Raw genomic sequence first — 24,760 nt, 5'->3', positions numbered from 1 at the left:
CTCGAGCGAGCTCAGGCGCATCAGGCACGCATGCCCTGCCACCCGCTTGGCCTGCTCAGCGCCCCACGCCCATCAGGCTACGCGCATAGTCATGCAGCGGCGGGCCGATCAGGTCCTGCGGTTGCGCGTCGTAGAACGTCAGGAATCCGCCACGGCTGCGAATGCGCGCCGTGTCCACCAGATAACGGGTGTTGGTCTCGATCAGCATCAGCTGGATCGAGGCGCGATCGGTGCCAAGGCGGTCCACGGCTTCCTGATCTTCCCACTCCTCCACGGTGCCGATGCGGTCGTCGCTATAGGCGAAGCGGGCGTACAACAGATAGTGCGCACCTGCCGCACGCGCTTCGGTCATTGCCTCGTCCAGGCCGGCCGGCTGCCGCGCACGACGCACCAACGGGAAGTATTCGACGAAGCCCTTGAAGGCTTCCTCGGCCACCACATTGGGCCGCGGATAGCCGTGCCCCGGCGGCACGAAGTGCCCTTGAGCGATATAGATGAAGGAGTCCTGCTGCAGGCGCCGCGAAGCCATGCGCTCAGTGCGGCCATGATCGAGAAACCCGGCATCGCGCAGGTGGTATTCGGCGCCACTGGCCATGTCGCTGACCTTCATGCAGCCAGCCAGCCCCAGCAGCGCCACCAATAGAAGCAGGTTACGCATGAATGAATCCTCCTCGTGCCGGTGACGGAAAACCGGCGAATGAGGCATAGATGCAGATTTTGCGCCAGATAGGCTCTCACGCCCCAACAACCGACGCGCTACAACGATCGCGGTCTTTGACGTTTTTTTGATGCGCTTTTGACGGAGCCTCGACACACGCCGATCTAGGCTGCCAACACCTGCCAACCCCCTTGGCACAGCATGAGGCGCGCCCATGAACAAGCTTCCCCAGATAACCCTGGCCTTCTGGGTCATGAAAATTTGTGCCACTACGCTCGGCGAAACCGCCGGTGACCTGCTCTCGATGACTCTGGATATCGGCTATGCACTCAGCTCGCTGCTACTGATCAGCCTGTTCTTCGTCTCACTGCTCGGTCAACTGCGTGCACGCAGCTATCAGCCAGCGCTGTACTGGACGGTGATTCTCACTACCAGCACCGCAGGCACGACGATATCGGACTTCATGGATCGAACGCTGGGGCTGGGTTATGCCGCAGGCGCGTTGGTGCTGGTAACGCTGCTAGTCAGCGTACTGACGGCCTGGCGACTGAGCGAGAAGTCGCTCTCGGTAGATCACATCAGCAGCCGGCGCGGCGAGTTGTTCTACTGGGGGGCCATCCTCGTTTCCAACACACTGGGCACCGCGCTGGGCGACTACCTGGCCGATGACTCGGGACTCGGCTTCGCTGGCGGCGCTCTGATGATCGGCAGCCTGCTGGCTGTGGTGGCGATCGCCTACTACCGCACGAAGCTGTCGCGCGTGGCCTTGTTCTGGATCGCGTTCGTTCTCACCCGCCCCTTCGGCGCAACACTTGGCGACGTACTGACCAAGAGCACGGAAAAAGGCGGTCTGGATCTGGGCACCATCGGCTCATCGGCCGTACTGGCGAGCGTGCTGGCGGTCATGGTGTGCATGGCCATCTGGGCACAGCGGATGGCGCCGGTCGCAGTCCGCAACGACTGACGCCTACGCCAGTGCCGCGAATGGCGACGCTGGCAGCGTTAGCCGCCGATGATCTTCATCACCGTGACGCCGCCGGAGAAGGCCAGATCCTGTTTGTCCCCCAGCGCCTTGACCAGCAGCCGCTGCAGCGCCGGCAAGGCCTGGTGGCGCGGCTTGTCCAGCAGGTCACCGACGAAGTGGCGGTTGCTCGACGACAGGCAGCCATGCAGCCAGCCGGTGGAGGACAGGCGCAGGCGCGAGCAGGTACGGCAGAACGGCACGCTTTCGTTGGCAATCACGCCAAAATGACCAACACCGGGGATGGCGTAGCGCAGCGCGGTAGCGTCCACTGGAGCGCTGGCCTGGACGTACTGGTGGCGGTCACCGATCAGCCCCAGCAGCTCGGGCATGCCGACGAACTGCTGGTTGAAGGTGTTGGGATCACGGGCAAGATGGCCCATGCGCATTAGCTCGATGAAGCGCAACTCGAAACCGCGCTCCAGGCAATAGTCCAGCAGCGGCAGCACCTGATCGAGGTTCTGCCCGCGCAGCGGCACCATGTTGACCTTGACCTTCATCCCCGCTTCACGTGCAGCCTCCAGGCCGGCCAGCACGGTAGCCAGGTCGCCGCCACGGGCGATGACGCGAAATGCTTCGGCATCGAGGGTGTCGAGAGAGACGTTGAGGCGGCGAATACCGCACTCGGCCAGCAGTGGCAGCTTGCGTTCGAGCAACTGGCCGTTGGTGGTCAGACTGATGTCGTCGAGACCGAGCTGGCTGACCTGGCGCAGAAAAGGCTCTAGGCGCGTACTGACCAGAGGCTCACCGCCGGTGATGCGCAGGCGCTCGATGCCCGCCGCCTCGATCAGATAGGCCACGCCACGTGCCATGGCGTCGGCCGAGAGCTCGTCCTGAGCGGCGACCAGGCGCTTGCCGTTCGGCACACAGTAGGTGCAGGCGTAATTGCAGGCGGCGGTCAGGCTGACGCGAAGGTTACGAAAGCGTCTGCCCTGGCGATCAACGATCATGGCGTACTCCGTGAAGGATGACTGGAGTATATCGCCGTCACTGGCCGCGGCACATGGACCATCGGCCAGCTGAATGAGCGGGGTCGCATTTGCCGCAGTTCGGCGTCGCCCCGGCAACGAACCCGCGGAGTCTCAGTCGCGCTTGCGCTTGTTACCCATGCGCACGCCGATGTCCATGAGGAACTGGAAGAAACCTTCCTGATCTTCGAGCACATTGCTCCAGAACGGCGAGTGATACAGCGCCACGGCACCATGCACCAGAGCCCAGGCGGCGCAATAATGGAAGTATGGCGGCACGTCCTCCAGCTTGCCTTCGGCGATGCGCCCCTTGATCAGCTGGGTCAGGCGCTCGAAGTTGGAGGCGCGAATCTTGTGCAGTTGCTCGACCATCTCCGGCACCTGATTGCCCTTGACCACCTTTTCTTCCAGGCGGTCGAACAGGCGATAACGCTGCGGATCGCGCATGCGGAATTCGAAGTAGGCACGCGACAGCGCTTCCTTGTCCCGATCCACGTCGGCCGAATGCAGCAGCTCGTTCAGATCGCGCTCATAGTCGAGCATCAGGCGCAGGTAAATCTCTGCCTTGGACTTGAAGTGTTTGTAGATAGTGCCTTTGCCGATACCGACCGCATCAGCGATCATCTCGACGGTGACGCTGTCTTCTCCCTGCTCGAGGAAGAGTTTCAATGCGGTGTCGAGAATTTCTTGTTCGCGGCGACGGAATTCGCGGACCTTACGGGGTTCTTTCTGCATAAAGGGACTACGGGGTCAAAAATCGAAGCCGCTTATTATGCCCAAATGCGGCCAAATTGCACGGATCATCCGACCATGTACGTGTTTCATGATGAGTTCCCCCTGGAAAATGGACTGCGCTATCTGAACCATGCTGCGGTCGCTCCCTGGCCGAAACGCAGTGCTGAAGCGGTGCGGCGGTTCTCGGAAGCGAACATGACCAGCGGCGCACGTGACTATCCCGACTGGCTGAAACTTGAGCGTAGCCTACGCGAACGACTTGTGCGCCTGATGAACGCACCAAGCACCGGCGATATCGCACTGGTCAAGAACACTTCCGAGGCGCTTTCCTTCGTGGCCTTCGGCCTGGACTGGCGAGCCGGCGATCAGGTGGTCATCAGCGACGAGGAATTCCCTTCCAACCGTGTCGTCTGGTTGGCGCTGGCAGCCCAGGGCGTGGAGGTGATCGAAGTCAGCCTCAAGGGCGAGGATCCGGAAGCAGCGCTGGTCGCCGCCTTCACACCACGCACACGCTTGCTGTCGGTCAGCGCCGTGCAGTTCGCCAGCGGCCTGCGCCTGGACCTGCCGCGCCTCGGTCGCGGCTGCCGCCAGCATGGCGTGCTGTTCTGCATCGATGCCATTCAGCAGCTTGGTGCCCTGCCCTTCGACGTCCAGGCTTACGATTGCGACTTCGCCATGGCCGACGGCCACAAATGGATGCTCGGCCCGGAGGGCTTGGGGGTGTTTTATTGCCGCACGGCGGTGCGTGACCAATTGAAGCTACACGAGTACGGCTGGCACATGCTCGAACATGCGGGCGACTACACCCGCACGGACTGGCAGCCGGCACGCAGCGCCCGACGCTTTGAATGTGGCAGCCCGAACATGCTCGGCGCCTTTGCCCTGGAGGCGAGCCTGTCGCTGCTCCAAGATGTCGGCATGCAGACCGTCAGTACATTGCTCGCAGAACGGGTGCAGCGCCTGGACGATGGCATTCGGGGATTGCCAGGTTCAGCGGTGCACAGCCCGCTCGCTGCTGAGCGCCGCGCCGGCATTCTCAACTTCAGCCTGGCGGGGTGGGACAATGCCGCGCTGTATCAGCGTCTGCGCGAGGAACAAGTGGTTTGCGTGCAGCGCGGCCCGGGTGTCCGCCTGTCGCCTCATTTCTACACTCAAGAGCGAGTAATCGAGGAAACGCTGGAGCTTCTAACCCAGCTGGCAAAAGGGTGAGGACTCAACAGCGGCCGCGGTATTCCAAATCTGTTTAAAAAACACCCAATTTTGCCTGGACGCTCGCTCATCATGACCAATACTGAAACGTACTGGTGTGCGGCATCTCCCCCCCAAGTGCCCCGCCAGCCAAGGTACCGTGGACCGCGTACCTTGATTTACTCCTAATGGTCTTGACCCGGATTCATCCCCCAGAATCCGGGTTTTTTTTGCTCAGCGGATCGCCGTTCCCGTAGTGTAGGCTAGCCGCCTGTCATGGTCGCTGACTGCTCCGCTGGATCTGGGTTCGGCGTAACCCACCATGGCTGCAACGCCTCACATCGCCTGGTGCGCGGCGCCCCTAAAGGCGGTTATGCGTCAGCCACACCAGCCAGCGGGAACAGTCGCTTGAAGTTGTTCGAGGTTTGCTCGGCCAGGGTTTCGTAACTGACGCCGCGCAAGACAGCCAAGTACTCGGCCACCTCACGCACATACTGCGGCAGGTTGGGCTTGCCTCGGTGCGGCACGGGGGCCAGGTAAGGCGAGTCGGTCTCCACCAACAGGCGGTCGGCCGGTACCTGGCGAGCAACCTCGCGCAGCGCCTCGGCGTTGCGGAAGGTGACGATGCCGGACAGTGAGATATAGAAGCCGATATCCAGAGCGGCCTTGGCCATCTCCCAGTCCTCGGTGAAGCAGTGCAGTACACCAGCCTGCGGCAATGCCGCTTCGCGCAGCAGCGCAAGGGTATCGGCGCGAGCTTCGCGGGTATGCACGATCACCGGTTTGCCGATAATGCGCGCCGCCTCCAGATGCAAACGGAAGGACGCTTGCTGCAGCGCAGCAGACTCCGGCTCGTAGTGATAATCCAGACCGGTTTCACCAATGGCGACCACCTTCGGATGCTCCAGCTCGCCTAGCAGCCAGTCCAGCGCCGGTTCAGCGCCCGGCTCGAGATCCAGCGGATGCACGCCCACCGAGCAGTCGACATCCGCGTAGCGCTCAGCCAGGCCCTTGACCGTAGCAGCGTTGTCGGCGCTTACGCCGATACACAGGAAGTGGCCGACACCGGCTGCGCGCGCAGCATCAAGAGCAGCATCCAGCGAGCCGCCATGGGCAGCGAGGTCGAGACGATCAAGGTGGCAGTGGGAGTCAATCAGCACAGCGGGAAAACTCGGGCAAAGGGAAAGCCCGAATTGTAATCGAAAGCGGCAGGTGCCTGGACGTTCAGAGGGAGATGCTTTGACCGCGAGGAAAGTTCGCTCGCGGCCAGCGGATTACATGGTGTGCGTGGGGCGGTCAGATTTCAGCGCGCCGGCCAGATAGGTCTCAATCTTGTTACGCGCGGTGTTGTCACCGTCGTTGAATTGCACGCCGACACCGGCAGCGCGATTGCCCTGAGCACCTTTCGGCGTAATCCACACCACCTTGCCAGCGACCGGAATCTTCTCCGGCTCGTCCATCAGGTTCAGCAGCATGAACACTTCGTCGCCGAGCTTGTAGCTCTTGTTGGTAGGAATGAAGAGTCCGCCGTTCTTGATGAAAGGCATGTAGGCCGCGTACAGCACGGACTTGTCCTTGATGGTCAGAGACAGAATTCCGTTACGGGGCCCCAGATTGGGTGGCAGACTCATCAGCACATTCCTGGCGTTTATTGCTTAATGGCTGATTCTAGGGCCTGTTCATGCTCCGGTGCAAACCACTGGGTGGCACCCAGCCAGCAGAATGTGACGCCCTGCCGATACGGCGCCACGCAGGGTCAGCCGCGTTCCTGCACGGGCAAAGCAGCCCACTGCACCAGCAAGGCTTCCAACAGCAGCACACGGTTGAGGTTGGCCTTGCCGATCACTTTCTGCCGCTGCGTGAGCAGCCACTCCTGAATCGCCAATACCTTGGCCTGCGGCGTCTTGTCTGCCAGATATTGCACGACCTTGCGCATATCAGCCTGACCGAGGCCCTCCTCGTCCCTGGTCAGTTGGTAGCGCAGCATCAGTTGCGCCCAATCGCAGAACCAGTCGAACAGCAGATTCAGCGGCAGTGCGTTCCAGCTTTCCGCCAACTGGCTGGGGGATATTTGCTGCTTGAGCAGCTTCTTCACACCCTCCACGGCCTGTGCGCGCTGCTCGCGCACGCCCTGCGCCTGCAAGCGCACGGCGGCCAGTGGCGAGCCCGCCGCCAGGATCAACAGATCGCTTCGCTCATCGTCACCCAGCTCGGGCAGTGCCTGGGCCAGCCAGGCCAGGCTCGTCGCCTCGCTCGGCAGCGGACACGCCTGCTGCACGCAGCGACTCTTGATGGTCGGCAACAGACGGCTGGGCTGATGGCTGATAAGCAGCAGCACGGTATTGCCGGAGGGCTCTTCCAGGCTCTTGAGCAGCGCGTTGGCGGCATTGAGGTTCATCGCCTCGGCCGGCTCCAGCAACACCACCTTGCGCCCGCCGAGCTGGGCGGTCTGCACCACGAAATCGACCAGCTCGCGCACCTGATCGACCTTGATCGGCTTGTCCGCCTCCTCGGGCTCGAGCACGAAGTTGTCCGGATGGGTACCGGCGGCCAGCAGATGACACGACTTGCAGCTACCGCAAGCATCCAGGCCGTTGGGCGCCAGGCACAGCAAGCGCGCCATCAGGCGCTCGGCCAGCGCGCGCTTGCCGATGCCGGTGGGACCATGCAGCAGGTAGGCATGGGCATGCTGGCTGCGGCCAGCCAGTTGCTGCCAGAGCGATTGCTGCCAGGGATAGACCTCAGCCACGGCAGGCCTCCAGCAAGCTCGGCAGCAAGGCGTCGATATCGGCTTGCACCTGCGCCAGGGTCTGCCCGGCATCGAGCACGCGGTAACGTTGCGGGGCCTGTGCGGCGCGCTGCAGGTAGGCCTGGCGTACGGCCTCGAAGAAGCCACGGCCTTCCTGCTCGAAGCGATCCAGGCGCCCGCGAGCCGCGGCGCGCGCCAGACCAATCTCAACCGGCAGATCGAAAATCAACGTCAGGTCGGGACGTAGCTCGCCCTGCACGAATTGCTCCAGCTGCGCGATGCGCTCGATGGACAGTCCTCGCCCACCGCCCTGATAGGCGTAGGTGGCATCGGTGAAGCGGTCGCACAGCACCACGCAGCCGTTGGCCAAGGCCGGACGAATAACCTGCTGCAGATGCTGGGCACGAGCCGCAAATACCAGCAGCAGTTCGGTATCGGCTGCCATCGACTCGTCGCTAGGCTCGAGTAGCAGTTCACGAATACGTTCGGCCAGCGGCGTGCCGCCAGGTTCACGGGTCAAAAGCACGTCGATACCGCGCTCGCGCAAGCGCTCGGCCAGGTACTCGCGGTTGGTGCTCTTGCCAGCGCCTTCCGGGCCTTCCAGGGTAATAAACAGACCGGTCACGGATTGCCCTTATTCAGTTTCGGCCGCTGCGCGTGGCGCAGGGCTGGAGCGGTAGTCGGCGCGACGCTTGAGCTGATATTCGCGCACGGCGCGATTGTGCTCGGCCAGAGTCTTGGAGAACACGTGGCTACCGTCGCCTCGCGCGACGAAATACAGAGTCGTACCGTCGAGCGGGTTGAGTGCAGCATTGATCGCCTCACGGCCGACCATGGCGATCGGCGTCGGCGGCATGCCGTCGATGGTGTAGGTGTTGTAGGGCGTCGGCGTGCGTAGGTCGGCACGAGTGATACGACCGTTGTAACGCTCGCCCATGCCGTAGATCACCGTGGGGTCGGTCTGCAGGCGCATGCCCATGCGCAGCCGGCGGACGAACACACCGGCGATCTCGCCGCGCTCCTCGGGCACTCCGGTTTCCTTCTCGATCATCGACGCCATGATCAAGGCATCGTAGGGCTCACGATAGGGCAAGCCCTCGGCACGCTTTTGCCATTCCTCAGCCAATACGGCTTCGAGACGCGCATTGGCCTGCTTGAGCAGATCCTCATCGCTCATGCCACGCACATAGCGATAGGTATCGGGAAAGAAGCGTCCTTCCGGGTTCTGCCCTGCCAGGCCCAGACGCTCCATCAACTGGGCGTCGGTGAGATCGGCCAGGCGCTGTTCAAGCCGCTCCTGACGCCCCAGGGCGGCACGCACCTGGCGGAAGTTCCAACCCTCGACCAGGGTCAGGCTGTACTGCACCACTTCGCCACGTTGCCACAGACCGAGCATGTCGCGCGCGCTGTGCTCGGGCAGTAGGCGATATTCGCCGCTGTGCATGGCCGGAGCACGCAGATTGAAACGCCAGTAAAGACGCAGCCAGAAGGCGTTGTCGATCACGCCCTCGGCTTCCAGGCGATTGAGCAGGCCGCTCGGTGTGGCGCCGGATGGCACCTCCAGGAGCATTTCTTCAGTCAGATGCAGAGGCTGTTCCAGCGCTCTGTGCTGCTGCCAGGCGGCCCCGACCACCAATAGCGCAGCCAGCAGCACGCCGCACTCAAGCAGCACCAAGATCTTGCGTAGCACCAGTTATTTACTCAGTAGGTCGCAGACGATGGCCTGCAGTTTACGGGTGAGCGGCCCGACCGACCAGTGTCGCTCTTGCAGCGCCCGTACAGGCCAGATGCCGTAAAGGCTGTTGCAGAGAAAGACTTCATCGGCACTCAGCAGTTCTTCGAATGAAATATCGCGTAACTCGATGGCCAGCCCGAGCAGCTGCGCCTGCTGCAGGATCTCCGCACGCATCACCCCAGCCACGCCGCAGCGCGACAGTTCGGCCGTCACCAGCCCGCCTTCGATGACCAGAAACAGGTTGCTGTACACGCCTTCGATGATCCGGCCGCTGCTGTCACGCATCAGACCCTCGGCATACTCGACGCCCTGCCACTCGGCACGCGCCAACACCTGCTCCAGACGATTGAGATGTTTGAGCCCGGCCAGCAAGGGCTGCTCGGCCAGACGCGTCACACAGGGAAACAGACTCACGCCCTGCTCGGCATGCGCAGCCGGATACTGCGGCAGCGGCGCCGCCTGCAGGATGCGCAGCGGCTGACAGGGCTGCGGCGGTGCGTAGCCGCGCAGCCCTTCACCACGGGTGACGACGAGCTTGGCCACGCCCTCGCCCAGTTGCCCCGCAAAGGCCTGCAACTCGCTTTCCATCAGCAGCAGGTCGAGAGGAATGGACAAACGCCGACAGCCTTCGGCCAGGCGCGCCATATGCCGCGCCAGCAGCGGAATGCGCCCACCACGCACGGCGATGGTCTCGAACAGACCATCGCCGTAAGCCAGGCCACGGTCGCGAACCGACAACTGCTCGCCGGGCGCGCCGTTGACCCAGCCCTGCATCAGCCGTGGTACCGGCGGAACAGCAGCGAGCCGTTGGTGCCGCCGAAGCCGAAGGAGTTCGACAGGGCGATTTCGATCGGCCTGGCCTTGGCCTGGTGCGCGACGAAATCCAGGTCGCAACCTTCGTCCGGCTCGTCCAGGTTGATGGTCGGCGGCGCGACCTGGTCGCGGATCGCCAGGACGCTGAAGATCGCCTCCACCGCACCAGCAGCACCGAGCAGGTGACCAGTCATGGACTTGGTCGAGCTGACCGACAGCTTGTAGGCGTGCTCACCGAACACACTCTTAACTGCCGCGACTTCAGCCTTGTCACCCGCAGGCGTCGAAGTACCATGCGCATTGATGTACTGCACCTGATCGGCATTGATACCGGCATCACGCAGCGCTGCAGCCATGCAGCGCGCCGCCCCCGCACCATCTTCAGGTGGCGAGGTCATGTGGAAGGCGTCGCCACTCATGCCGAAGCCGATCAGCTCAGCGTAGATGGTGGCGCCACGCGCCTTGGCGTGCTCCAGCTCTTCCAGCACCAGGGCGCCGGAACCATCGGACAGCACGAAGCCGTCTCGGCCTTTGTCCCACGGACGGCTGGCCTTGGTCGGCTCGTCGTTGCGCGTGGACAGCGCACGCGCGGCACCGAAGCCGCCCATGCCCAGACCACAGGCCGCCATCTCGGCGCCGCCGGCCACCATCACGTCAGCCTCGCCGTAGGCGATGTTGCGCGCAGCCATGCCAATGCAGTGAGTGCCGGTGGTGCACGCCGTGGCGATGGCGTAGTTAGGCCCCTGCAGACCCAGGTGGATCGACAGGAAGCCGGAAATCATGTTGATGATCGAGCCCGGCACGAAGAACGGCGAAATACGCCGCGGTCCCTGATCAAACAGCGATTTGCAGTTGTTCTCGATATTGGTCAGGCCGCCGATACCGGAGCCCATGGCCACACCGATACGCTCGCGATTGGCGTCGGTGATTTCCAGCCCGGAATCACGCACGGCCTGGAAGCAGGCAGCGAGACCGTACTGGATGAACAGGTCGAGCTTGCGCGCCTCCTTGGCAGAGAGGTACTCCTCGACGTTGAAGCCCTTGAGCGACCCGCCAAAACGGGTGGAGTAGGCCGACAGGTCCATGTGCTCGATCAGACCGATGCCACTGCGCCCGGCCAAAATGCCCTGCCAGCTGCTCGGCACATCGTTACCCAGCGGCGATAGCATGCCCATACCGGTAACCACGACGCGTCTACGCGACACAGCAATCTCCTCTTGTTCTACTCAGGCGCTACATGCGCCTTGCACGTAAAGAAAAGCCGCACGCCTGATGAGGGCAGTGCGGCTTTTCTCGGTCAGAAAGCTGACTGTGACTTATTGCGCGTGGGCAGTCACGTAGTCGATGGCTTCCTGAACGGTGGTGATCTTCTCAGCTTGCTCGTCCGGGATCTCGGTCTCGAATTCTTCCTCGAGAGCCATCACCAGCTCAACGGTGTCAAGAGAGTCGGCACCCAGGTCTTCAACGAAGGAAGCGCTGTTGGTTACTTCCTCTTCCTTGACGCCAAGTTGCTCAGCAACGATTTTCTTGACGCGTTCTTCGATGGTGCTCATACCTTGTTTTCACTCCTATTGGACAAATCCAGGCAGCTGGTAGCGGCCAAGTGTATAGAAAGGGTTTTTAGCATTTCAAGCTGAATGCCGGGGAGCCCCCAGGAACACTTCAACGATCTGTCTATAAACCTGTTGCAGCTTTATAACGGATTTTAGACAGCCACTATGACAGTTTTCTGATGGCTCGCGTCACATTCGAGAACCTCCGGACAGTCGGAGGCGCCCTTTTTAGCTCATGTACATGCCGCCGTTCACCGGAATAGTAGCCCCAGTGACGTAGCCTGCGCCATCGGAAGCCAGGAAACCGACGACCTTGGCGATCTCTTCGGCCTGGCCCAGACGGCCCAGCGGAATCTGCGTCAGCAGCGCGTCGCGCTGCGCTTCCGGCAACTCGCGGGTCATGTCGGTATCGATGAAACCAGGGGCCACCGAGTTGACGGTAATGCCGCGCGAACCGACTTCACGCGCCAGAGCGCGGCTGAAACCTTCCAGACCGGCCTTGGCGGCAGCGTAGTTGGCCTGTCCGGCATTGCCCATGGCACCAACCACAGAACCGATGTTGATGATTCGGCCGAAGCGTGCCTTGGTCATGCCACGCAGTACACCCTTGGACAGGCGATAGAGACTGTTGAGGTTGGTGTCGATGACGTCGAACCACTCGTCGTCTTTCATGCGCAGCATCAGGTTGTCGCGGGTGATACCGGCGTTGTTGACCAGAATCGCCGGCGCACCGAACTGCTCGGCGATAGCACCCAGCACGGCCTCGACGGACTCGGCACTGGTCACGTTCAGTTCCATGCCGGTACCGCTGATGCCGTGTTCTTTCAGCGTGGCAGCGATGCGCTCGGCGCCGGATGCCGAAGTGGCAGTGCCGATGACGATGGCGCCCTGACGGCCCAGCTCCAGAGCAATTGCCTGGCCGATACCACGGCTGGCGCCAGTGACCAGCGCGGCCTTACCTTGCAGACTCATGTTCGTTCTCCTTTCTCAAGCCAACGCAGCACGAGCAGCGGCGAAAGCGTCGGGGGTATCCAGATTGTGGGTGTTGATGCCTTTGACGCAGCGCTTGTTCAGGCCGCTGAGCACCTTGCCGGGGCCGCACTCGACCAGATCGGTTACGCCCTGCTCGGACAGACGCACCATGGATTCGACCCAGCGAACCGGGCTGTACAGCTGCGCCAGCAGGTCGCCCTTCAGGGTGACCAGGTCGGACACCACGGCGGCGCTGACGTTCTGCACCAGCGGGATCTGCGGCGCCTGCCAGTTCAATGCCTCGACCGACTCGGCGAAACGCTCGGCAGCAGGCTTCATCAGCGCGCAGTGCGACGGCACGCTGACCGGCAGCGCCATGGCGCGCTTGGCGCCGCGCGCCTTGCACGCCTCGATGGCACGCTCGACGGCAGCGGCGCTACCCGCGATCACCACCTGGCCGGGGGCATTGAAGTTCACCGCGCTAACCACATCACCTTGCGCCGCTTCGGCGCAGGCGGCCAGCACGTCGGCATCTTCCAGACCGAGGATGGCGGCCATGCCGCCCTGCCCGGCCGGTACGGCCTGCTGCATCAATTGACCACGGCGCTCCACCAGCTTCACGGCATCGGCGAAAGCGATGCTGCCAGCGGCGACCAGCGCGGAATATTCACCCAGGCTGTGACCGGCGACGAACGCCGGATTGGCGCCGCCCTCGGCCTGCCACAATCGCCACAGGGCGATGGAAGCGGTGAGGATGGCAGGCTGGGTCTTGTCGGTCTGGTTCAGTTGCTCTTCCGGGCCTTGCTGGGTCAGCGCCCAGAGGTCGTAACCGAGCGCTTCGGAGGCTTCGCCGAAGGTATCGAGCACCAGCTTCTGCTGGGCGCCATGCTCGGCGAGCATGGTCAGGGCTTGCGAACCCTGACCGGGAAAGACGAATGCGAGGGATGCAGACATGAATAAGTCCCTTGAGTCGAAAAACCAGCGCCAGGCGAGCCTGGCGCAGCAAACTGACAGTTGGATGACAGGCGGTGTGCCGCGGTCACATTCCACCGCCGGTCACCCCCTGAAAACGCGACGAGTCTACAGCAACAAGTCCTCAAGTCGACCATGCAGTCGCTGCGGCAAATTTTCCTGCACCTCACGCAGCGCACAGCGAATCGCACTCTGAAAGCTCTCCTGCCCCGCCGCGCCATGGCTCTTGACCACGATGCCCTGCAGCCCGAGAAAGCTCGCGCCATTGTGCCGAGCGGGAGCCAGGTCGGCCTTGAGGCGGCGCAGCAGCGGCATCGCCAAAGCACCGACCGCCTGAGCGAACAGCCCCTCATTGAACAGCGTCTCGACCCGGCCAGTGATCATCTTCGCCAGGCCTTCGCTGGACTTGAGCAGGATGTTGCCGACAAAGCCGTCGCACACCACGACATCGGCTTCGCCACGGTACACCCCGTCGCCTTCGATGTAGCCGACGAAGTTCAGCCCATGGGCCTGCTGCAGCAGGCTGGCGGCCAGCTTGACCTGCTGATTACCCTTGATGTCCTCGGTGCCGACATTGAGCAAGGCGATCCGAGGCCGACTGATGCCCAGCGTTTCCGCGGCGACGGCGCCCATGATCGCGAACTGATAGAGGTGCTCGGCACTGCAGTCGACATTGGCGCCCAGATCCAGCAGGTAACAATGACCACGCTCGGTCGGAATCGGGCTGACCATGGCCGGCCGGTCGATACCTGGCAGTGTCTTGAGCACATAACGCGAAAGCGCCATCAGCGCACCGGTATTACCGGCACTGACGCAGGCATGCGCCTGACGCCGACGCACCAGCTCCAGCGCGACGCGCATCGAGGCATCGGGCTTGCCGCGCAGAGCCTGAGCCGGACGTTCGTCCATGGCGATCACTTCACTGGCGTGATGAACCTGCAGGCGCGAGCGATCGACACCGGACTGGCGAGCGAGCTGTTCTTCGATAAGGGGAGCTTGGCCGACGAGGGCCAGGTGCAGCGAGGGGAATTCGGCCAGTGCAGAAATGCAGGCCGGAACAATGCAGTGGGGACCGAAGTCCCCACCCATTGCATCAATCGCGATGATCGAGGCGGACAAGGATTACTCGTCAGCGCCCTTGTCGATCACTTTGCGACCGCGGTACACGCCTTCCGGAGAAACGTGGTGGCGCAGGTGAACTTCACCGGTGCTCTTCTCTACGGACAGGGTGCTGGCCTCGAGCGCGTCGTGCGAACGACGCATGTCGCGGGCGGAACGGGATTTTTTGTTCTGCTGAACAGCCATAACTCATTAACTCCTAAACGTTTGGGTCACGCTTTAACTGCGCCAATACACTGAACGGGTTGGACCGCGATACCTCGTCCTCGCCCGGCTCGGGCTCATCGAGACCGTCCGGCTGCTGGCAATCACCTGAGGCATGAGCAGGAACGATCGGTAGGGCGAGGAGTAATTCATCCTCGACCAGACCAAGCAGCTCCAGCGGCTCCTCACCCACTTCCAGCACGTCGTAGCCCTTCGGCAAGGACTGAGTGTTCGCTCCAACCCGAACCACCGCGTATTCACATTCGCTGCGGATGGGTAGCGCGACCAGCTCCAGACAACGCTGGCAGACCATTTTGACCTCAACCTCGAGCTCACTGCGGATAACCACAGTTTTCTGCTCGTCACGCGCGAAATGAAATTTCGCCTGCACCGTGCCAGCCGTATCGGCAAGCGGGTCGCAGAGACGCGGCAAGCTGGCCAGTTCGAGCTGCCCTTCGAGGGTAGCTTCGCGGTCGGCGAGCTTGCGCGGATCAACGTGAGGTGGAATCGGCCCATTCAACATAGGCGCAGCATTCTAGGGATGCACCCTGCCCATGTCAAAGGAAATTCAGCCTGTCGCCGAATAGCAACGATCAGTAGAATTTCCCGCCCGCCTGTAGACGTATATAAAAGGAAGAGAACATGCCAGCGCTGCTGCTCGCCTCCAGCTCCCCCTACCGCCGCGAGCTGCTCGAACGCCTGCGACTGCCCTTCACCTCGCAGTCGCCCAGCATCGACGAAAGCCGACGAGAGGGTGAGGCAGCCATCGACCTGGTCAAGCGCCTGGCCGAAGAAAAGGCCCGCACCCTCGCCACCGACCACCCCGACCACCTGATCATCGGCTCTGACCAGGTCGCCGTGCTCGGCAGCGGCGAAATACTCGGTAAACCCCACGACCTACCCAGAGCCCAGCAACAACTGCGCGCCGCCAGCGGCAGCAGTGTCACCTTTCTGACCGGCCTGGCATTGCTCAATACCTGTACCGGCAGATGCCAGGTGGACTGCGTGCCCTTCACCGTACATTTCCGCCCGCTCAGCGACGAGCAGATTCTGCGCTACCTGCAACGCGAGCAGCCATTCGACTGCGCCGGCAGCTTCAAGTCCGAAGGACTGGGTATCAGCCTGTTCCGCAGCACCGAGGGCGAGGACGCCACCAGTCTGATCGGCCTGCCACTGATTCGCCTGGTGGACATGCTGCTGAGCGAGGGAATCGAAGTCCCTTGAGTCACCCACAAAAAGAAGAAGGCCCGCCAAGCGGGCCTTCCTTTTAACTGTCAGCGCAGCGTCGGCCCCTGGAAGCCCATCCACAACGCGATGCGATCGGCCACACTGGTACCCAGACGCTTGGCGAAACGATCGAACGGTGTATCACGCTGGGTGAAATCGACCATCTCCTTCTCGCCGATCACCTCTCGCGCCACGTAGCTGGCGCTACCCAGCGCATCGACCAACCCAAGCTGCAGCGCCTGCTCGCCGGACCAGACCAGCCCGGAGAACAGCTCGGGATGCTCGTCAGCCTTGAGACGATCACCACGCCCCTTCTTCACACTGTCGATGAACTGACGATGAGTGGTATCGAGCACGGTTTTCCAGAAGCGGGTTTCCTCTTCCTTCTGCGGCTGGAACGGATCGAGGAATGCCTTGTGCTCACCCGAGGTGTAGACGCGACGCTCGACCCCCAGCTTCTCCATGGTCTCGACGAAACCAAAACTGGCCGCAGTGACTCCGATGGAACCGACCAGACTGGCCTTGTCGGCATAAATCTCATCGGCCGCACTGGCGATGTAGTAGGCACCAGAAGCGCCCAGGTCACTGATGACGGCATAAACCTTGGTCTGCGGATACTCGCCGCGCAGACGACGAATTTCGTCATAGATATAACCGGACTGCACCGGACTGCCACCCGGGCTGTTGATGCGCAGGATCACACCCTTGGTATTGGTATCCTCGAAAGCCGCACGCAGGCTACCCACGACCTTGTCGGCACTGGCCTCCTCGCGATCGGCGATCATGCCGCGAATTTCGATCAGTGCCGTATGAGCAGTAGTGGTCGAGGCCGATTTCAGATCGAGCGCCGGCAACACCAGCGCTAACGCACCGAACAGGTAGATAAAGGTCAGCAGCTTGAAGAAGATGCCCCAGCGGCGCGAGCGACGCTGCTCCTGAACACTGGACAGCAGCGCCTTTTCCAGCAGCTTCCAGCTTTTGGCATCCTCGCCCGACGAAGACGATGACTTCCACTCATCCGACATATTCACTCACCTCTGCAGGACGCTGCGTGTGATCGCCTTCCAGCCAGCGGCGCAGCTCATTGAATTCGTTGATCGCCAGACGCGGCGAACACTCGCGTAAAACCGACAGCGGCTGCGCACCGAAACCCACCGCCACCGCATCCATCCCGGCGTTGCGCGCCATCAGCAGGTCAAAGGTCGAATCGCCCACCATCAGCGCTCGCTCGGGCTGCACCCGGCAATGTGCAAGAATTTCGTGCAACATCAGCGGATCAGGCTTGCTTGCCGTCTCGTCGGCGCAACGGGTGATATCGAAATAATCCAGCCAGCCCTTGTCCGCCAATACCCGATGCAACCCCTTGCGCCCCTTGCCGGTCGCCACGGCCAGTTGATAGCCCTGCTCGCGGAAAACCTCGAGCGACTCGCTCACACCCCCGAACAACGGCGACGGCTCGGTTTCCAGCGCCAGATACTGCTCACTGTAGGCACTGCGGATGGCTTCGATACGCAACGGCTCGTCGAGTTCCGGATAAAGGGTGCGAATCGCCACCCCCAACTCCAAACCAATGATGCCGCGCACCGCGACATCGGAGCAGCGCGGCACACCCACCACATCGGCAGCGCGGCGCATGGCCTCGACGATACGACCAATGGAATCGACCAGCGTGCCATCCCAATCGAAGATCAGCAGTTGATAGTCAGGCACTCAACCGCTCCAGGGTCTTGGCCCACATTTCATCCACTGGCGCCTCAAGCTTCAGCACCCCTCCTTCAGGCAGCGGCACATGCAGCTCGTAGGCATGCAGGAACAGGCGCTTGCCGCCCAGTTCGCGAATCTCGCGGGTGAAGTCGTCATCACCGTACTTGGAGTCGCCAGCGATGGAGTGCCCGGCATGCTTGGCATGCACACGAATCTGGTGGGTGCGACCGGTCACCGGCTTGGCTTCAACGAGAGTGGCGAAATCGCCGAAACGGCGCAACACGCGGAACAGCGTCAGCGCCTCCTTGCCCTCGCCATCGACCTCGACCATGCGCTCACCAGAGCGCAGGTTGCTCTTCTGCAGCGGCGCATTGACCTGCTTCTTGGCCGTCGCCCAGTGACCGCGCACCAGCGCCATGTAGCGCTTGTCAACGCCATCGCCACGCAGTTGCTCATGCAGGTGACGCAACATACTGCGCTTCTTGGCGATCATCAGAAGACCGGAAGTGTCGCGATCCAGACGATGCACCAACTCCAGATCCTTGGCATCGGGGCGCAGTTGACGGAAGGCTTCGATCACCCCGTAGTTCAGGCCACTGCCACCGTGTACGGCGATACCTGCCGGCTTGTTCAGCACGATCAGCGCCTTGTCCTCGTAGACGATGGCCGCCTCGAGGCGCTCGAGCAGCCCCTGCGCCAGCGGCTCGGGCTCATCGCGCTCGGCGAGACGCAGCGGCGGCACACGCACCACGTCACCAGCCTGGAGCTTGTATTCGGGCTTGATCCGTCCCTTGTTCACGCGCACTTCGCCCTTGCGCAGGATGCGATAGATCAGCGTCTTGGGCACGCCCTTGAGCTGAGCCCGGAGGAAGTTGTCGATGCGTTGGCCGGCAAGTTCCGGTGCAACCTCGATCAGCTGGACGCCGGAGGTTGGAGAGGCAGGAGTAGTCATCGCGCAATCATAACAATTTTTTATGGAATTGAAGCACTTAATCATTGCTGCTATAGTCGCGAACGCCGCCAAAAGCGGCCTGGCTTGCGGATGATCGCCAAACTTGCCATCCCCTGCCCGCGCAAACCTTACTTGGACGTGAGGCCGTCCCACGGATTCTTCAGGTTAGAAAGGCCGCAAAAGGCCACGAAGACTTCGGAAATAAAGCCTTGAGTATGATGCGCGATTCGCCCGCAGGGCGGTCGCGGTAAATGACAACCGCTGCGGAATCCGCGCGCGGCACCCGATTTTCAGCGATACGTGTAGGGTGGAGATGTACAACTGTCGGACTGCGTAGCACATCGCTTGATCAAAGACGCCTCATCTCGTCCGCTACCGCCAGTTGATTCCTCTTCCTGACTGAGTGCTTCTGTCACCACAGCAAGCAGGAGACGTCCGTCGCGACCGCGGCCTGATATGGCTGGCCGTCGCTAGACAGTGGAACGATTTACGACCGTTTCTGACGCGCCTGACACCGACCCTGAGAGTCGTGTGTGCCTAACGTGGCTTCCGCTAGCCCGGAACCCATTGGTACCACATGAAAAGAATGCTAATTAACGCAACTCAGCCCGAAGAGTTGCGTGTTGCCCTGGTAGATGGCCAAAAACTCTACGATCTGGACATCGAGTCCGGCGCCCGCGAACAGAAGAAGGCCAATATCTACAAAGGCCGTATCACCCGCGTTGAACCCAGCCTTGAAGCCGCCTTCGTCGATTTCGGTTCCGAACGCCACGGCTTCCTCCCCCTCAAAGAAATCTCCCGCGAATACTTCTCCAAAGCCCCTGAAGGCGGCCGCGTCAATATCAAGGACGTGCTCAAGGAAGGCCAGGAAGTCATCGTCCAGGTCGAGAAGGAAGAACGCGGCAACAAGGGCGCAGCCCTGACCACCTTCATCAGCCTGGCTGGTCGTTACCTGGTGCTGATGCCGAACAACCCGCGCGCCGGTGGCATCAGCCGCCGCATCGAAGGCGAAGAGCGCAACGAACTGCGCGAAGCGCTGAACGGCCTCAACGCTCCGGCCGATATGGGCCTGATCGTCCGCACCGCCGGCCTCGGTCGCTCCAGCGAAGAAATGCAGTGGGACCTCGACTACCTGCTGCAACTGTGGAGCGCGATCAAGGAAGCCTCCACCAGCCGCCCTGCCCCGTTCCTGATCTACCAGGAATCCAATGTCATCATCCGCGCCATCCGCGACTACCTGCGCCAGGACATCGGCGAAGTGCTGGTCGACAGCGTCGAAGCCCAGGAAGAAGCCCTGAGCTTCATCCAGCAGGTGATGCCGCAGTACGCCAGCAAGATCAAGCTGTACGAAGACAGCGTGCCGCTGTTCAACCGCTTCCAGATCGAAAGCCAGATCGAAACCGCCTTCCAGCGCGAAGTGAAACTGCCGTCCGGCGGCTCCATCGTCATCGACCCGACCGAAGCCCTGGTTTCCATCGACATCAACTCGGCGCGCGCCACCAAGGGCAGCGACATTGAGGAAACCGCCCTGCAGACCAACCTGGAGGCGGCCGAGGAAATCGCTCGCCAACTGCGTCTGCGTGACATCGGCGGCCTGATCGTCATCGACTTCATCGACATGACCCCGGCCAAGAACCAGCGCGCCGTTGAAGAGAAGGTTCGTGAAGCCCTGGAAGCCGACCGCGCCCGCGTGCAGGTTGGTCGCATCTCGCGCTTCGGCCTGCTGGAAATGTCCCGTCAGCGTCTGCGTCCGTCGCTAGGCGAGACCAGCGGCATCGTCTGCCCGCGCTGCAACGGTCAAGGCATCATCCGCGACGTGGAATCCCTGTCGCTGGCCATCCTGCGCCTGATCGAAGAAGAAGCGCTGAAGGATCGCACCGCCGAAGTTCGTGCCCAGGTGCCGATCCCGGTCGCCGCGTTCCTGCTCAACGAGAAGCGCAACTCGATCACCAAGATCGAACTGCGCACCCGTGCGCGCATCGTGATCCTGCCGAACGATCACCTGGAAACCCCGCATTTCGAAGTCCAGCGCCTGCGTGACGACAGCCCGGAAGCGCTGAGCGGCCAGACCAGCTACGAAATCGCCGCCACCGCGGAAAACGAAGAAGCCGCCGCTCACCCAACCGCAGCGACGCGCACCCTGGTTCGCCAGGAAGCCGCGATCAAGGCCGCCCCGCGCAGCAGCGCTCCGGTCGCCGCCGAGCCGCAACCGGCTCCGCTGGCACCGACCAAGGCGCCCGAGCCGAGCCTGTTCAAGGGCCTGGTGAAGTCCCTGGTCAGCCTCTTTGCCGGCAAGGAAGAAGAAGCCCAGCCAGCAGTGACCGAGAAGAAGAGCAGCGAGCGCCCGCCGCGCGAAGAACGCCGCAACGGTCGTCAGCAGAGCCGTAACCGTGGCGGTCGCCGCGATGACGAGCGCAAATCCCGTGAAGAACGTGCCCCACGTGAAGAACGCCAGGCTCGTGAACCACGCGAGGAACGCCAGCCGCGTGAAGAGCGTCAGCAGCGCGAAGAACGCGCCCCACGCGAGCCGCGCGAAGGCCAGGAAAACCGTCGCGAGCGCAAGCCGCGCGAAGAGCGTGCCCCGCGTGAAGAGCGCGTGCGCGAGCTGCGCGAGCCGCTGGACGCTGCCGGCAGCGAGCAACGCGAAGAGCGCGCCGAGCGTCAGCCCCGTGGCGAGCGCCAGGAGCGCCAACGCCCGCCGCGTGAAGAGCGTCAACCGCGTGCCGAGCAGGCCGAGGCCCTGCAGGATGAAGCGCTGCCGAACGAAGAGCAGTTGCAGGATGACGAGCAGGACAACAACGACGGCGAACGTCCGCGTCGCCGCTCCCGTGGCCAGCGTCGCCGCAGCAACCGTCGCGAGCGTCAACGTGATGCCGACGGCAACCTGATCGAAAGCGCCGAGAACAGCGAAGCCGCAGGCAACGAAGCGCAAGCCGCCGCTCCCGCTGCCGTAGCCACTGCTGCCGCCGTGGTTGCAGAAAGCGTCGACAGCAGCGAAGCCTTTGCCAGCGAAGCTCCGGTCAGCGAAGCACTGGCCGCCGAAGTGCCGGTAGCCCAGGCTGAAGAAGCCCCTGCCGCTCAAGTGGTCGAGGCGCAAGCCGAGGCTAGCGTGCGTGAAGTGGTCGAAACCGCTCCGGTCGCAGAGAAGGAAGCAGAAGCGGCCGCAGTTGCAACCCCTGCTGCCGTCGAAGTGCCACTCGCCGAGCCGGTCGTTCAAGCTGAGCCGGCTGTCGCAGTCGCCCAGGAGAAGCCTGTTCCGGCGCCAGTCGAGCAAGCACCTGCTGCTGCACCGGTTCCGGCAAATGCCACCGGCCGCGCGCCGAACGACCCACGTGAAGTGCGTCGTCGTCAACGTGAAGCCGAGCGTCTGGCCCGCGAAGCTGCTCAAGCCGCTGCTGCAGCCCCGGCTGTAGAAGCTGCCCCAGTAGTCGACGCCGCTCCGGTCGCTGAAGCAAGCGCCCCGGCAGAAGCCGAAGCCGCTGCAGTCGAAACCGCTCCTGCGGTGGAGCCGGTCGCTGAAGCCGAAACCACCGCTGTCGTCAGCGAACAAAGCGTGAGCGAAGCGGTAGAGCAAGCGCAGCCGGAAGAAGAAACGCCAGCCGACAAGGAGGAGGTCAAGCCTCAGGCTTGATCCTCCTGCGGTCACTAAAAAGGGGATGCCTAGGCATCCCCTTTTTCATGTCCTGCAGATTTAACCCGGATGCAATCCGGGAACAGCAGCCACCGGAACACGCCCGGCCCACAGCTCAAAGCACGTTCGGTTCGATTTCCAGCGTTACGCCAAAACGCTGCAGGATATCGCTCTGGATGCGCTGCGCCAGCAGCAGCAGTTGCGCACCTGTGGCGCTGCCGTAGTTGACCAGCACCAGCGCCTGCAGGCGGTGCACGCCGGCATCCCCCTCACGCGCGCCCTTCCACCCTGCTCGCTCGATCAGCCAGCCGGCTGCCAGCTTCACCAGACCATCGCCCGCCGGATAGCTGACCAGATCGGCGTGCTCGGCACGGATGCGCTCGGCCAGTTCGAAGGACACTACCGGGTTCTTGAAGAAACTGCCGGCATTGCCCAGTTCGACGGGATTGGGCAGCTTTTCGCTGCGAATGGCGCAGATGGCCTGGCTGACATCGCTGGCAGTCGGCGCCTCCACACCCATCTCGGCAAGACGCTGGCGCACCGGACCGTAGTCCAGGCGCAGCGAAGCCAGCCGACTCAAGCGAAAGCGCACGCGCAGGATCAGCCAGCGTCCGGCTTCGCGCTTGAACAGGCTGTCGCGATAGGCGAAGGCGCATTCCTCCAGCGCGAAATCGCGCAGTTCGCCGGTATGCCGGTCCAGGGCGGTGAGGCCGGCGAACAGGTCCTTGATCTCCACGCCATAAGCACCGATGTTCTGCATCGGCGCCGCGCCGACGGTGCCGGGGATCAGGCTGAGGTTTTCCAGGCCGTTCAGGCCCTGCGCCAGGCTCCACTGCACGAAGGGATGCCAGGGCTCGCCGGCTTCGGCCTCAACGAGCGCCTGATCGCCATCGTCCTCAAGGAGGCGAATGCCGCGGCTGGCCATGCGCAGCACCAGCGCCTCGACATCTCGGGTCAGCAACAGGTTGCTGCCACCACCGATCACCAGCAGCGGCAAGCTCTGCTGCTCAGCCAGACGCAGCGCCTCGCGCACCTCGTCGTCGTTGTGGGCTTCGACGAATAGCCGGGCGCGCACGTCGACGCCAAAGCTGTTGAAGGCCTTGAGCGACACGTCGCTCTGCAGATTCAGGCTCACAGGCGCCCCTTGATTTCAGCCAGCAGCGCATCGCTGGCCTGCTCGATCAGGTCCAGCACCTGCTCGAAGCCCTCTTCGCCGCCATAGTAAGGATCAGGCACTTCATCCAGCGCCAGTTCATAGCGACGCAAGTAAAGATCGAGATCGGCCTGGGCGTCCGCCGGGCGCAAAGCCTTGAGGTTGCGCAGGTTGCTCTGATCCATGGCCAGAATCAGGTCGAAGCGCTGGAAGTCGGCAGCCTCGACCTGACGCGCACGCTGCGCGGACAGATCATAGCCACGGCGCAGCGCGGCTTGGCGCGTACGGCTGTCCGGCGCCTTGCCCACGTGCCAGTCGCCGGTGCCGGCAGAATCCACCTGCACCCGATCTTCCAGGCCAGCTGCGCGCAACTTGTGGCGAAACACGCCTTCGGCCGTGGGCGAACGACAGATATTGCCCAGACAAACGAACAGAACCTTCATCAGGCCCCCAGCAGGCGGCGCACCCGCTCCAGGTCTTCAGCGGTATCGACACCTGCGGCCGGCGCTTCCAGGGCATCGGCAACATGGATGCGCACGCCGTTGTAAAGCGCACGCAGTTGCTCCAGGCATTCGGTATCTTCCAGCCAGCATGGCCCCCAGGCCACGAAATCATGCAGGAAGCCTGCGCGGTAGGCGTATATACCAATGTGGCGACGGTATGGCACACCTTGCGGCAGCGCATCGCGGCTCTTCGCGAAGGCATCGCGCGCCCAGGCCAGCGGCGCACGGCTGAAGGTCAGGGCCAGGCCGTTCTTGTCGGCGACCACCTTGACCACGTTGGGGTTGAACAGCGCGGTGACGTCCTCGATGGGCTCGGCCAGCGTGGCGATGCCCGCCTGCGGATTGGCCGCCAGATTAGCCGCCACCTGATCGATGATCGCAGGCGGGATCAGCGGTTCGTCGCCCTGTACGTTGACCACGATGGCTTCGGCCGGCAAACCGAGCTGGCTGGCCACTTCCGCCAGGCGGTCGGTGCCGGAGTTGTGATCCTCGCGGGTCAGCAGTACCTCGGCGCCGAACGCCTGACAGGCGTCAACGATGCGCGCATCGTCGGTGGCGATCACGACGCGACTAGCCGAACTCTTCTTCGCCTGCTCCCAGACGTGCTGCACCATCGGCTTGCCGGCAATATCCTGCAGCGGCTTGCCGGGCAGACGGGTGGAGGCGTAACGGGCGGGAATGACAACGGTGAAGGCTGCACTCATTTACTTGTCCAGGCGCTCGTCGGTATTGAGGGTGCGTGCTTCGCTTTCCAGCATCACCGGGATACCGTCGCGGATCGGGTAGGCAACGCCGGCGCCCTTGCTGATCAGTTCGGTCTTGTCTTCGGAAAGCTGCAGCGGGCCCTTGCAGATCGGGCAGGCGAGAATGTCGAGCAGTTTAAGGTCCATGGCGCAGTCCTTG

General features: G+C 62.7%; 27 protein-coding genes. 4 read left to right on the top strand and 23 right to left on the bottom strand.

Annotated features, from left to right (window positions below):
- Positions 1-55: 55 nt before the first annotated feature.
- The gene (locus EL191_RS08585; RefSeq protein ID WP_041978058.1) at positions 56-658 is read right to left on the bottom strand and encodes a DUF4823 domain-containing protein; all 603 of its coding nucleotides are present in this window, start codon (positions 656-658) and stop codon (positions 56-58) included.
- A 214-nt stretch (positions 659-872) separates the two neighbouring features.
- Between EL191_RS08585 and EL191_RS08580 the strand changes: the two genes are divergently transcribed.
- Positions 873-1,622, top strand: coding sequence for a COG4705 family protein (locus EL191_RS08580; RefSeq protein ID WP_041978056.1), 750 nt, complete (start codon positions 873-875; stop codon positions 1,620-1,622).
- Positions 1,623-1,660: 38 nt separating this feature from the next.
- Here EL191_RS08580 and EL191_RS08575 read toward each other — a convergent pair whose 3' ends face one another.
- Together EL191_RS08575 and EL191_RS08570 are read right to left on the bottom strand one after the other, a co-directional pair.
- Positions 1,661-2,629 (bottom strand): GTP 3',8-cyclase MoaA, encoded by a 969-nt coding sequence (locus EL191_RS08575; RefSeq protein ID WP_041978054.1) that lies wholly within the window; start codon positions 2,627-2,629, stop codon positions 1,661-1,663.
- Positions 2,630-2,761: 132 nt separating this feature from the next.
- On the bottom strand, positions 2,762-3,382 hold the full coding sequence (locus EL191_RS08570) for a TetR/AcrR family transcriptional regulator (RefSeq protein ID WP_003245158.1): 621 nt from the start codon (positions 3,380-3,382) through the stop codon (positions 2,762-2,764).
- Between the two features lie 75 nt (positions 3,383-3,457).
- Between EL191_RS08570 and EL191_RS08565 the strand changes: the two genes are divergently transcribed.
- Entirely contained in the window at positions 3,458-4,591 is a 1,134-nt protein-coding gene (locus EL191_RS08565) for an aminotransferase class V-fold PLP-dependent enzyme (protein ID WP_041978052.1), read from the top strand.
- A gap of 350 nt (positions 4,592-4,941) precedes the next feature.
- Here the strand turns inward: EL191_RS08565 and EL191_RS08560 are convergent, their stop codons facing one another.
- From EL191_RS08560 to EL191_RS08500, 13 genes are all read right to left on the bottom strand, one after another.
- Positions 4,942-5,730 carry a TatD family hydrolase gene (locus tag EL191_RS08560; protein WP_041978050.1) on the bottom strand — a complete coding sequence of 263 codons (789 nt, stop codon included), beginning with the start codon at positions 5,728-5,730 and terminating at the stop codon, positions 4,942-4,944.
- Positions 5,731-5,844: 114 nt separating this feature from the next.
- Positions 5,845-6,201, bottom strand: coding sequence for a PilZ domain-containing protein (locus EL191_RS08555; protein ID WP_003245164.1), 357 nt, complete (start codon positions 6,199-6,201; stop codon positions 5,845-5,847).
- Positions 6,202-6,326: 125 nt separating this feature from the next.
- Entirely contained in the window at positions 6,327-7,319 is a 993-nt protein-coding gene (locus EL191_RS08550; protein ID WP_041978048.1) for a DNA polymerase III subunit delta', read from the bottom strand.
- Complete coding sequence (tmk, locus tag EL191_RS08545; RefSeq protein ID WP_013714821.1) at positions 7,312-7,944, bottom strand: dTMP kinase; 633 nt, start codon at positions 7,942-7,944, stop codon at positions 7,312-7,314. Before tmk ends, EL191_RS08550 begins: the two co-directional genes overlap by 8 nt.
- 9 nt (positions 7,945-7,953) lie before the next feature.
- Entirely contained in the window at positions 7,954-9,009 is a 1,056-nt protein-coding gene (gene mltG / locus EL191_RS08540) for an endolytic transglycosylase MltG (RefSeq protein WP_013714820.1), read from the bottom strand.
- Positions 9,010-9,012: 3 nt separating this feature from the next.
- The gene (gene pabC, locus EL191_RS08535) at positions 9,013-9,828 is read right to left on the bottom strand and encodes an aminodeoxychorismate lyase (RefSeq protein ID WP_041978045.1); all 816 of its coding nucleotides are present in this window, start codon (positions 9,826-9,828) and stop codon (positions 9,013-9,015) included.
- Complete coding sequence (fabF, locus tag EL191_RS08530; RefSeq protein ID WP_013714818.1) at positions 9,828-11,072, bottom strand: beta-ketoacyl-ACP synthase II; 1,245 nt, start codon at positions 11,070-11,072, stop codon at positions 9,828-9,830. The genes pabC and fabF overlap by 1 nt, the downstream gene beginning before the upstream one ends.
- Before the next feature lie 111 nt (positions 11,073-11,183).
- A complete protein-coding gene (gene acpP / locus EL191_RS08525) occupies positions 11,184-11,420 on the bottom strand; it encodes an acyl carrier protein (protein WP_003245177.1) in 237 nt (78 codons plus the stop codon).
- 228 nt (positions 11,421-11,648) lie between these two features.
- Positions 11,649-12,392 carry a 3-oxoacyl-ACP reductase FabG gene (fabG, locus tag EL191_RS08520; protein WP_041978043.1) on the bottom strand — a complete coding sequence of 248 codons (744 nt, stop codon included), beginning with the start codon at positions 12,390-12,392 and terminating at the stop codon, positions 11,649-11,651.
- A gap of 15 nt (positions 12,393-12,407) precedes the next feature.
- Positions 12,408-13,346, bottom strand: coding sequence for an ACP S-malonyltransferase (gene fabD / locus EL191_RS08515; RefSeq protein WP_041978041.1), 939 nt, complete (start codon positions 13,344-13,346; stop codon positions 12,408-12,410).
- A gap of 126 nt (positions 13,347-13,472) precedes the next feature.
- Complete coding sequence (plsX, locus tag EL191_RS08510) at positions 13,473-14,483, bottom strand: phosphate acyltransferase PlsX (protein WP_080764258.1); 1,011 nt, start codon at positions 14,481-14,483, stop codon at positions 13,473-13,475.
- 3 nt (positions 14,484-14,486) lie between these two features.
- Positions 14,487-14,669, bottom strand: a complete 183-nt coding sequence (rpmF, locus tag EL191_RS08505) for a 50S ribosomal protein L32 (protein WP_003245185.1) — start codon at positions 14,667-14,669, stop codon at positions 14,487-14,489.
- A gap of 13 nt (positions 14,670-14,682) precedes the next feature.
- Positions 14,683-15,210 carry a YceD family protein gene (locus EL191_RS08500; protein WP_041978036.1) on the bottom strand — a complete coding sequence of 176 codons (528 nt, stop codon included), beginning with the start codon at positions 15,208-15,210 and terminating at the stop codon, positions 14,683-14,685.
- Between the two features lie 119 nt (positions 15,211-15,329).
- Here EL191_RS08500 and EL191_RS08495 point away from each other — a divergent pair, with 119 nt between their 5' ends.
- On the top strand, positions 15,330-15,911 hold the full coding sequence (locus EL191_RS08495) for a Maf family protein (protein ID WP_041978033.1): 582 nt from the start codon (positions 15,330-15,332) through the stop codon (positions 15,909-15,911).
- A gap of 50 nt (positions 15,912-15,961) precedes the next feature.
- Here EL191_RS08495 and sppA read toward each other — a convergent pair whose 3' ends face one another.
- From sppA to rluC, 3 genes are read right to left on the bottom strand one after another with little or no spacing between them, the layout of a single operon-like run.
- Positions 15,962-16,939: a signal peptide peptidase SppA gene (sppA, locus tag EL191_RS08490; RefSeq protein WP_013714811.1), complete on the bottom strand. Its 978-nt coding sequence runs from the start codon at positions 16,937-16,939 to the stop codon at positions 15,962-15,964.
- On the bottom strand, positions 16,929-17,624 hold the full coding sequence (locus tag EL191_RS08485) for an HAD-IA family hydrolase (protein WP_041978031.1): 696 nt from the start codon (positions 17,622-17,624) through the stop codon (positions 16,929-16,931). The genes sppA and EL191_RS08485 overlap by 11 nt, the downstream gene beginning before the upstream one ends.
- On the bottom strand, positions 17,617-18,570 hold the full coding sequence (gene rluC, locus EL191_RS08480) for a 23S rRNA pseudouridine(955/2504/2580) synthase RluC (RefSeq protein ID WP_024307573.1): 954 nt from the start codon (positions 18,568-18,570) through the stop codon (positions 17,617-17,619). Before rluC ends, EL191_RS08485 begins: the two co-directional genes overlap by 8 nt.
- Positions 18,571-19,147: 577 nt before the next feature.
- Here rluC and rne point away from each other — a divergent pair.
- On the top strand, positions 19,148-22,201 hold the full coding sequence (gene rne, locus EL191_RS08475; protein WP_041978028.1) for a ribonuclease E: 3,054 nt from the start codon (positions 19,148-19,150) through the stop codon (positions 22,199-22,201).
- Positions 22,202-22,316: 115 nt separating this feature from the next.
- Here the strand turns inward: rne and murB are convergent, their stop codons facing one another.
- From murB to EL191_RS08455, 4 genes are read right to left on the bottom strand one after another with little or no spacing between them, the layout of a single operon-like run.
- Positions 22,317-23,336, bottom strand: coding sequence for a UDP-N-acetylmuramate dehydrogenase (gene murB, locus EL191_RS08470; protein ID WP_041978026.1), 1,020 nt, complete (start codon positions 23,334-23,336; stop codon positions 22,317-22,319).
- Positions 23,333-23,797, bottom strand: a complete 465-nt coding sequence (locus EL191_RS08465; RefSeq protein WP_041978024.1) for a low molecular weight protein-tyrosine-phosphatase — start codon at positions 23,795-23,797, stop codon at positions 23,333-23,335. The genes murB and EL191_RS08465 overlap by 4 nt, the downstream gene beginning before the upstream one ends.
- Positions 23,797-24,561 (bottom strand): 3-deoxy-manno-octulosonate cytidylyltransferase, encoded by a 765-nt coding sequence (kdsB, locus tag EL191_RS08460; protein ID WP_041978020.1) that lies wholly within the window; start codon positions 24,559-24,561, stop codon positions 23,797-23,799. Before kdsB ends, EL191_RS08465 begins: the two co-directional genes overlap by 1 nt.
- Entirely contained in the window at positions 24,562-24,747 is a 186-nt protein-coding gene (locus tag EL191_RS08455; protein WP_013714804.1) for a Trm112 family protein, read from the bottom strand. It lies immediately after the preceding gene.
- Between the last annotated feature and the right edge of the window lie 13 nt (positions 24,748-24,760).

Origin of the sequence: Pseudomonas mendocina (genome assembly GCF_900636545.1) — a bacterium.
In the GTDB taxonomy this organism is placed as follows: Bacteria; Pseudomonadota; Gammaproteobacteria; order Pseudomonadales; family Pseudomonadaceae; genus Aquipseudomonas; species Aquipseudomonas mendocina.
This window is presented reverse-complemented; position numbering and strand designations above follow the sequence as displayed.

What these genes read in the sequence shown, in the direction of transcription:
- EL191_RS08555 (WP_003245164.1), bottom strand. Translation starts at nt 6,201, where the DNA reads ATGAGTCTGCCACCCAATCTGGGGCCCCGTAACGGAATTCTGTCTCTG.
- EL191_RS08500 (WP_041978036.1), bottom strand. Translation starts at nt 15,210, where the DNA reads ATGTTGAATGGGCCGATTCCACCTCACGTTGATCCGCGCAAGCTCGCC.
- sppA (WP_013714811.1), bottom strand. Translation starts at nt 16,939, where the DNA reads ATGTCGGATGAGTGGAAGTCATCGTCTTCGTCGGGCGAGGATGCCAAA.
- EL191_RS08580 (WP_041978056.1), top strand. Translation starts at nt 873, where the DNA reads ATGAACAAGCTTCCCCAGATAACCCTGGCCTTCTGGGTCATGAAAATT.
- EL191_RS08495 (WP_041978033.1), top strand. Translation starts at nt 15,330, where the DNA reads ATGCCAGCGCTGCTGCTCGCCTCCAGCTCCCCCTACCGCCGCGAGCTG.
- kdsB (WP_041978020.1), bottom strand. Translation starts at nt 24,561, where the DNA reads ATGAGTGCAGCCTTCACCGTTGTCATTCCCGCCCGTTACGCCTCCACC.
- EL191_RS08465 (WP_041978024.1), bottom strand. Translation starts at nt 23,797, where the DNA reads ATGAAGGTTCTGTTCGTTTGTCTGGGCAATATCTGTCGTTCGCCCACG.
- rne (WP_041978028.1), top strand. Translation starts at nt 19,148, where the DNA reads ATGAAAAGAATGCTAATTAACGCAACTCAGCCCGAAGAGTTGCGTGTT.
- acpP (WP_003245177.1), bottom strand. Translation starts at nt 11,420, where the DNA reads ATGAGCACCATCGAAGAACGCGTCAAGAAAATCGTTGCTGAGCAACTT.
- fabD (WP_041978041.1), bottom strand. Translation starts at nt 13,346, where the DNA reads ATGTCTGCATCCCTCGCATTCGTCTTTCCCGGTCAGGGTTCGCAAGCC.
- EL191_RS08565 (WP_041978052.1), top strand. Translation starts at nt 3,458, where the DNA reads ATGTACGTGTTTCATGATGAGTTCCCCCTGGAAAATGGACTGCGCTAT.
- fabG (WP_041978043.1), bottom strand. Translation starts at nt 12,392, where the DNA reads ATGAGTCTGCAAGGTAAGGCCGCGCTGGTCACTGGCGCCAGCCGTGGT.
- EL191_RS08455 (WP_013714804.1), bottom strand. Translation starts at nt 24,747, where the DNA reads ATGGACCTTAAACTGCTCGACATTCTCGCCTGCCCGATCTGCAAGGGC.
- EL191_RS08575 (WP_041978054.1), bottom strand. Translation starts at nt 2,629, where the DNA reads ATGATCGTTGATCGCCAGGGCAGACGCTTTCGTAACCTTCGCGTCAGC.
- pabC (WP_041978045.1), bottom strand. Translation starts at nt 9,828, where the DNA reads ATGCAGGGCTGGGTCAACGGCGCGCCCGGCGAGCAGTTGTCGGTTCGC.
- EL191_RS08585 (WP_041978058.1), bottom strand. Translation starts at nt 658, where the DNA reads ATGCGTAACCTGCTTCTATTGGTGGCGCTGCTGGGGCTGGCTGGCTGC.
- EL191_RS08570 (WP_003245158.1), bottom strand. Translation starts at nt 3,382, where the DNA reads ATGCAGAAAGAACCCCGTAAGGTCCGCGAATTCCGTCGCCGCGAACAA.
- rluC (WP_024307573.1), bottom strand. Translation starts at nt 18,570, where the DNA reads ATGACTACTCCTGCCTCTCCAACCTCCGGCGTCCAGCTGATCGAGGTT.
- rpmF (WP_003245185.1), bottom strand. Translation starts at nt 14,669, where the DNA reads ATGGCTGTTCAGCAGAACAAAAAATCCCGTTCCGCCCGCGACATGCGT.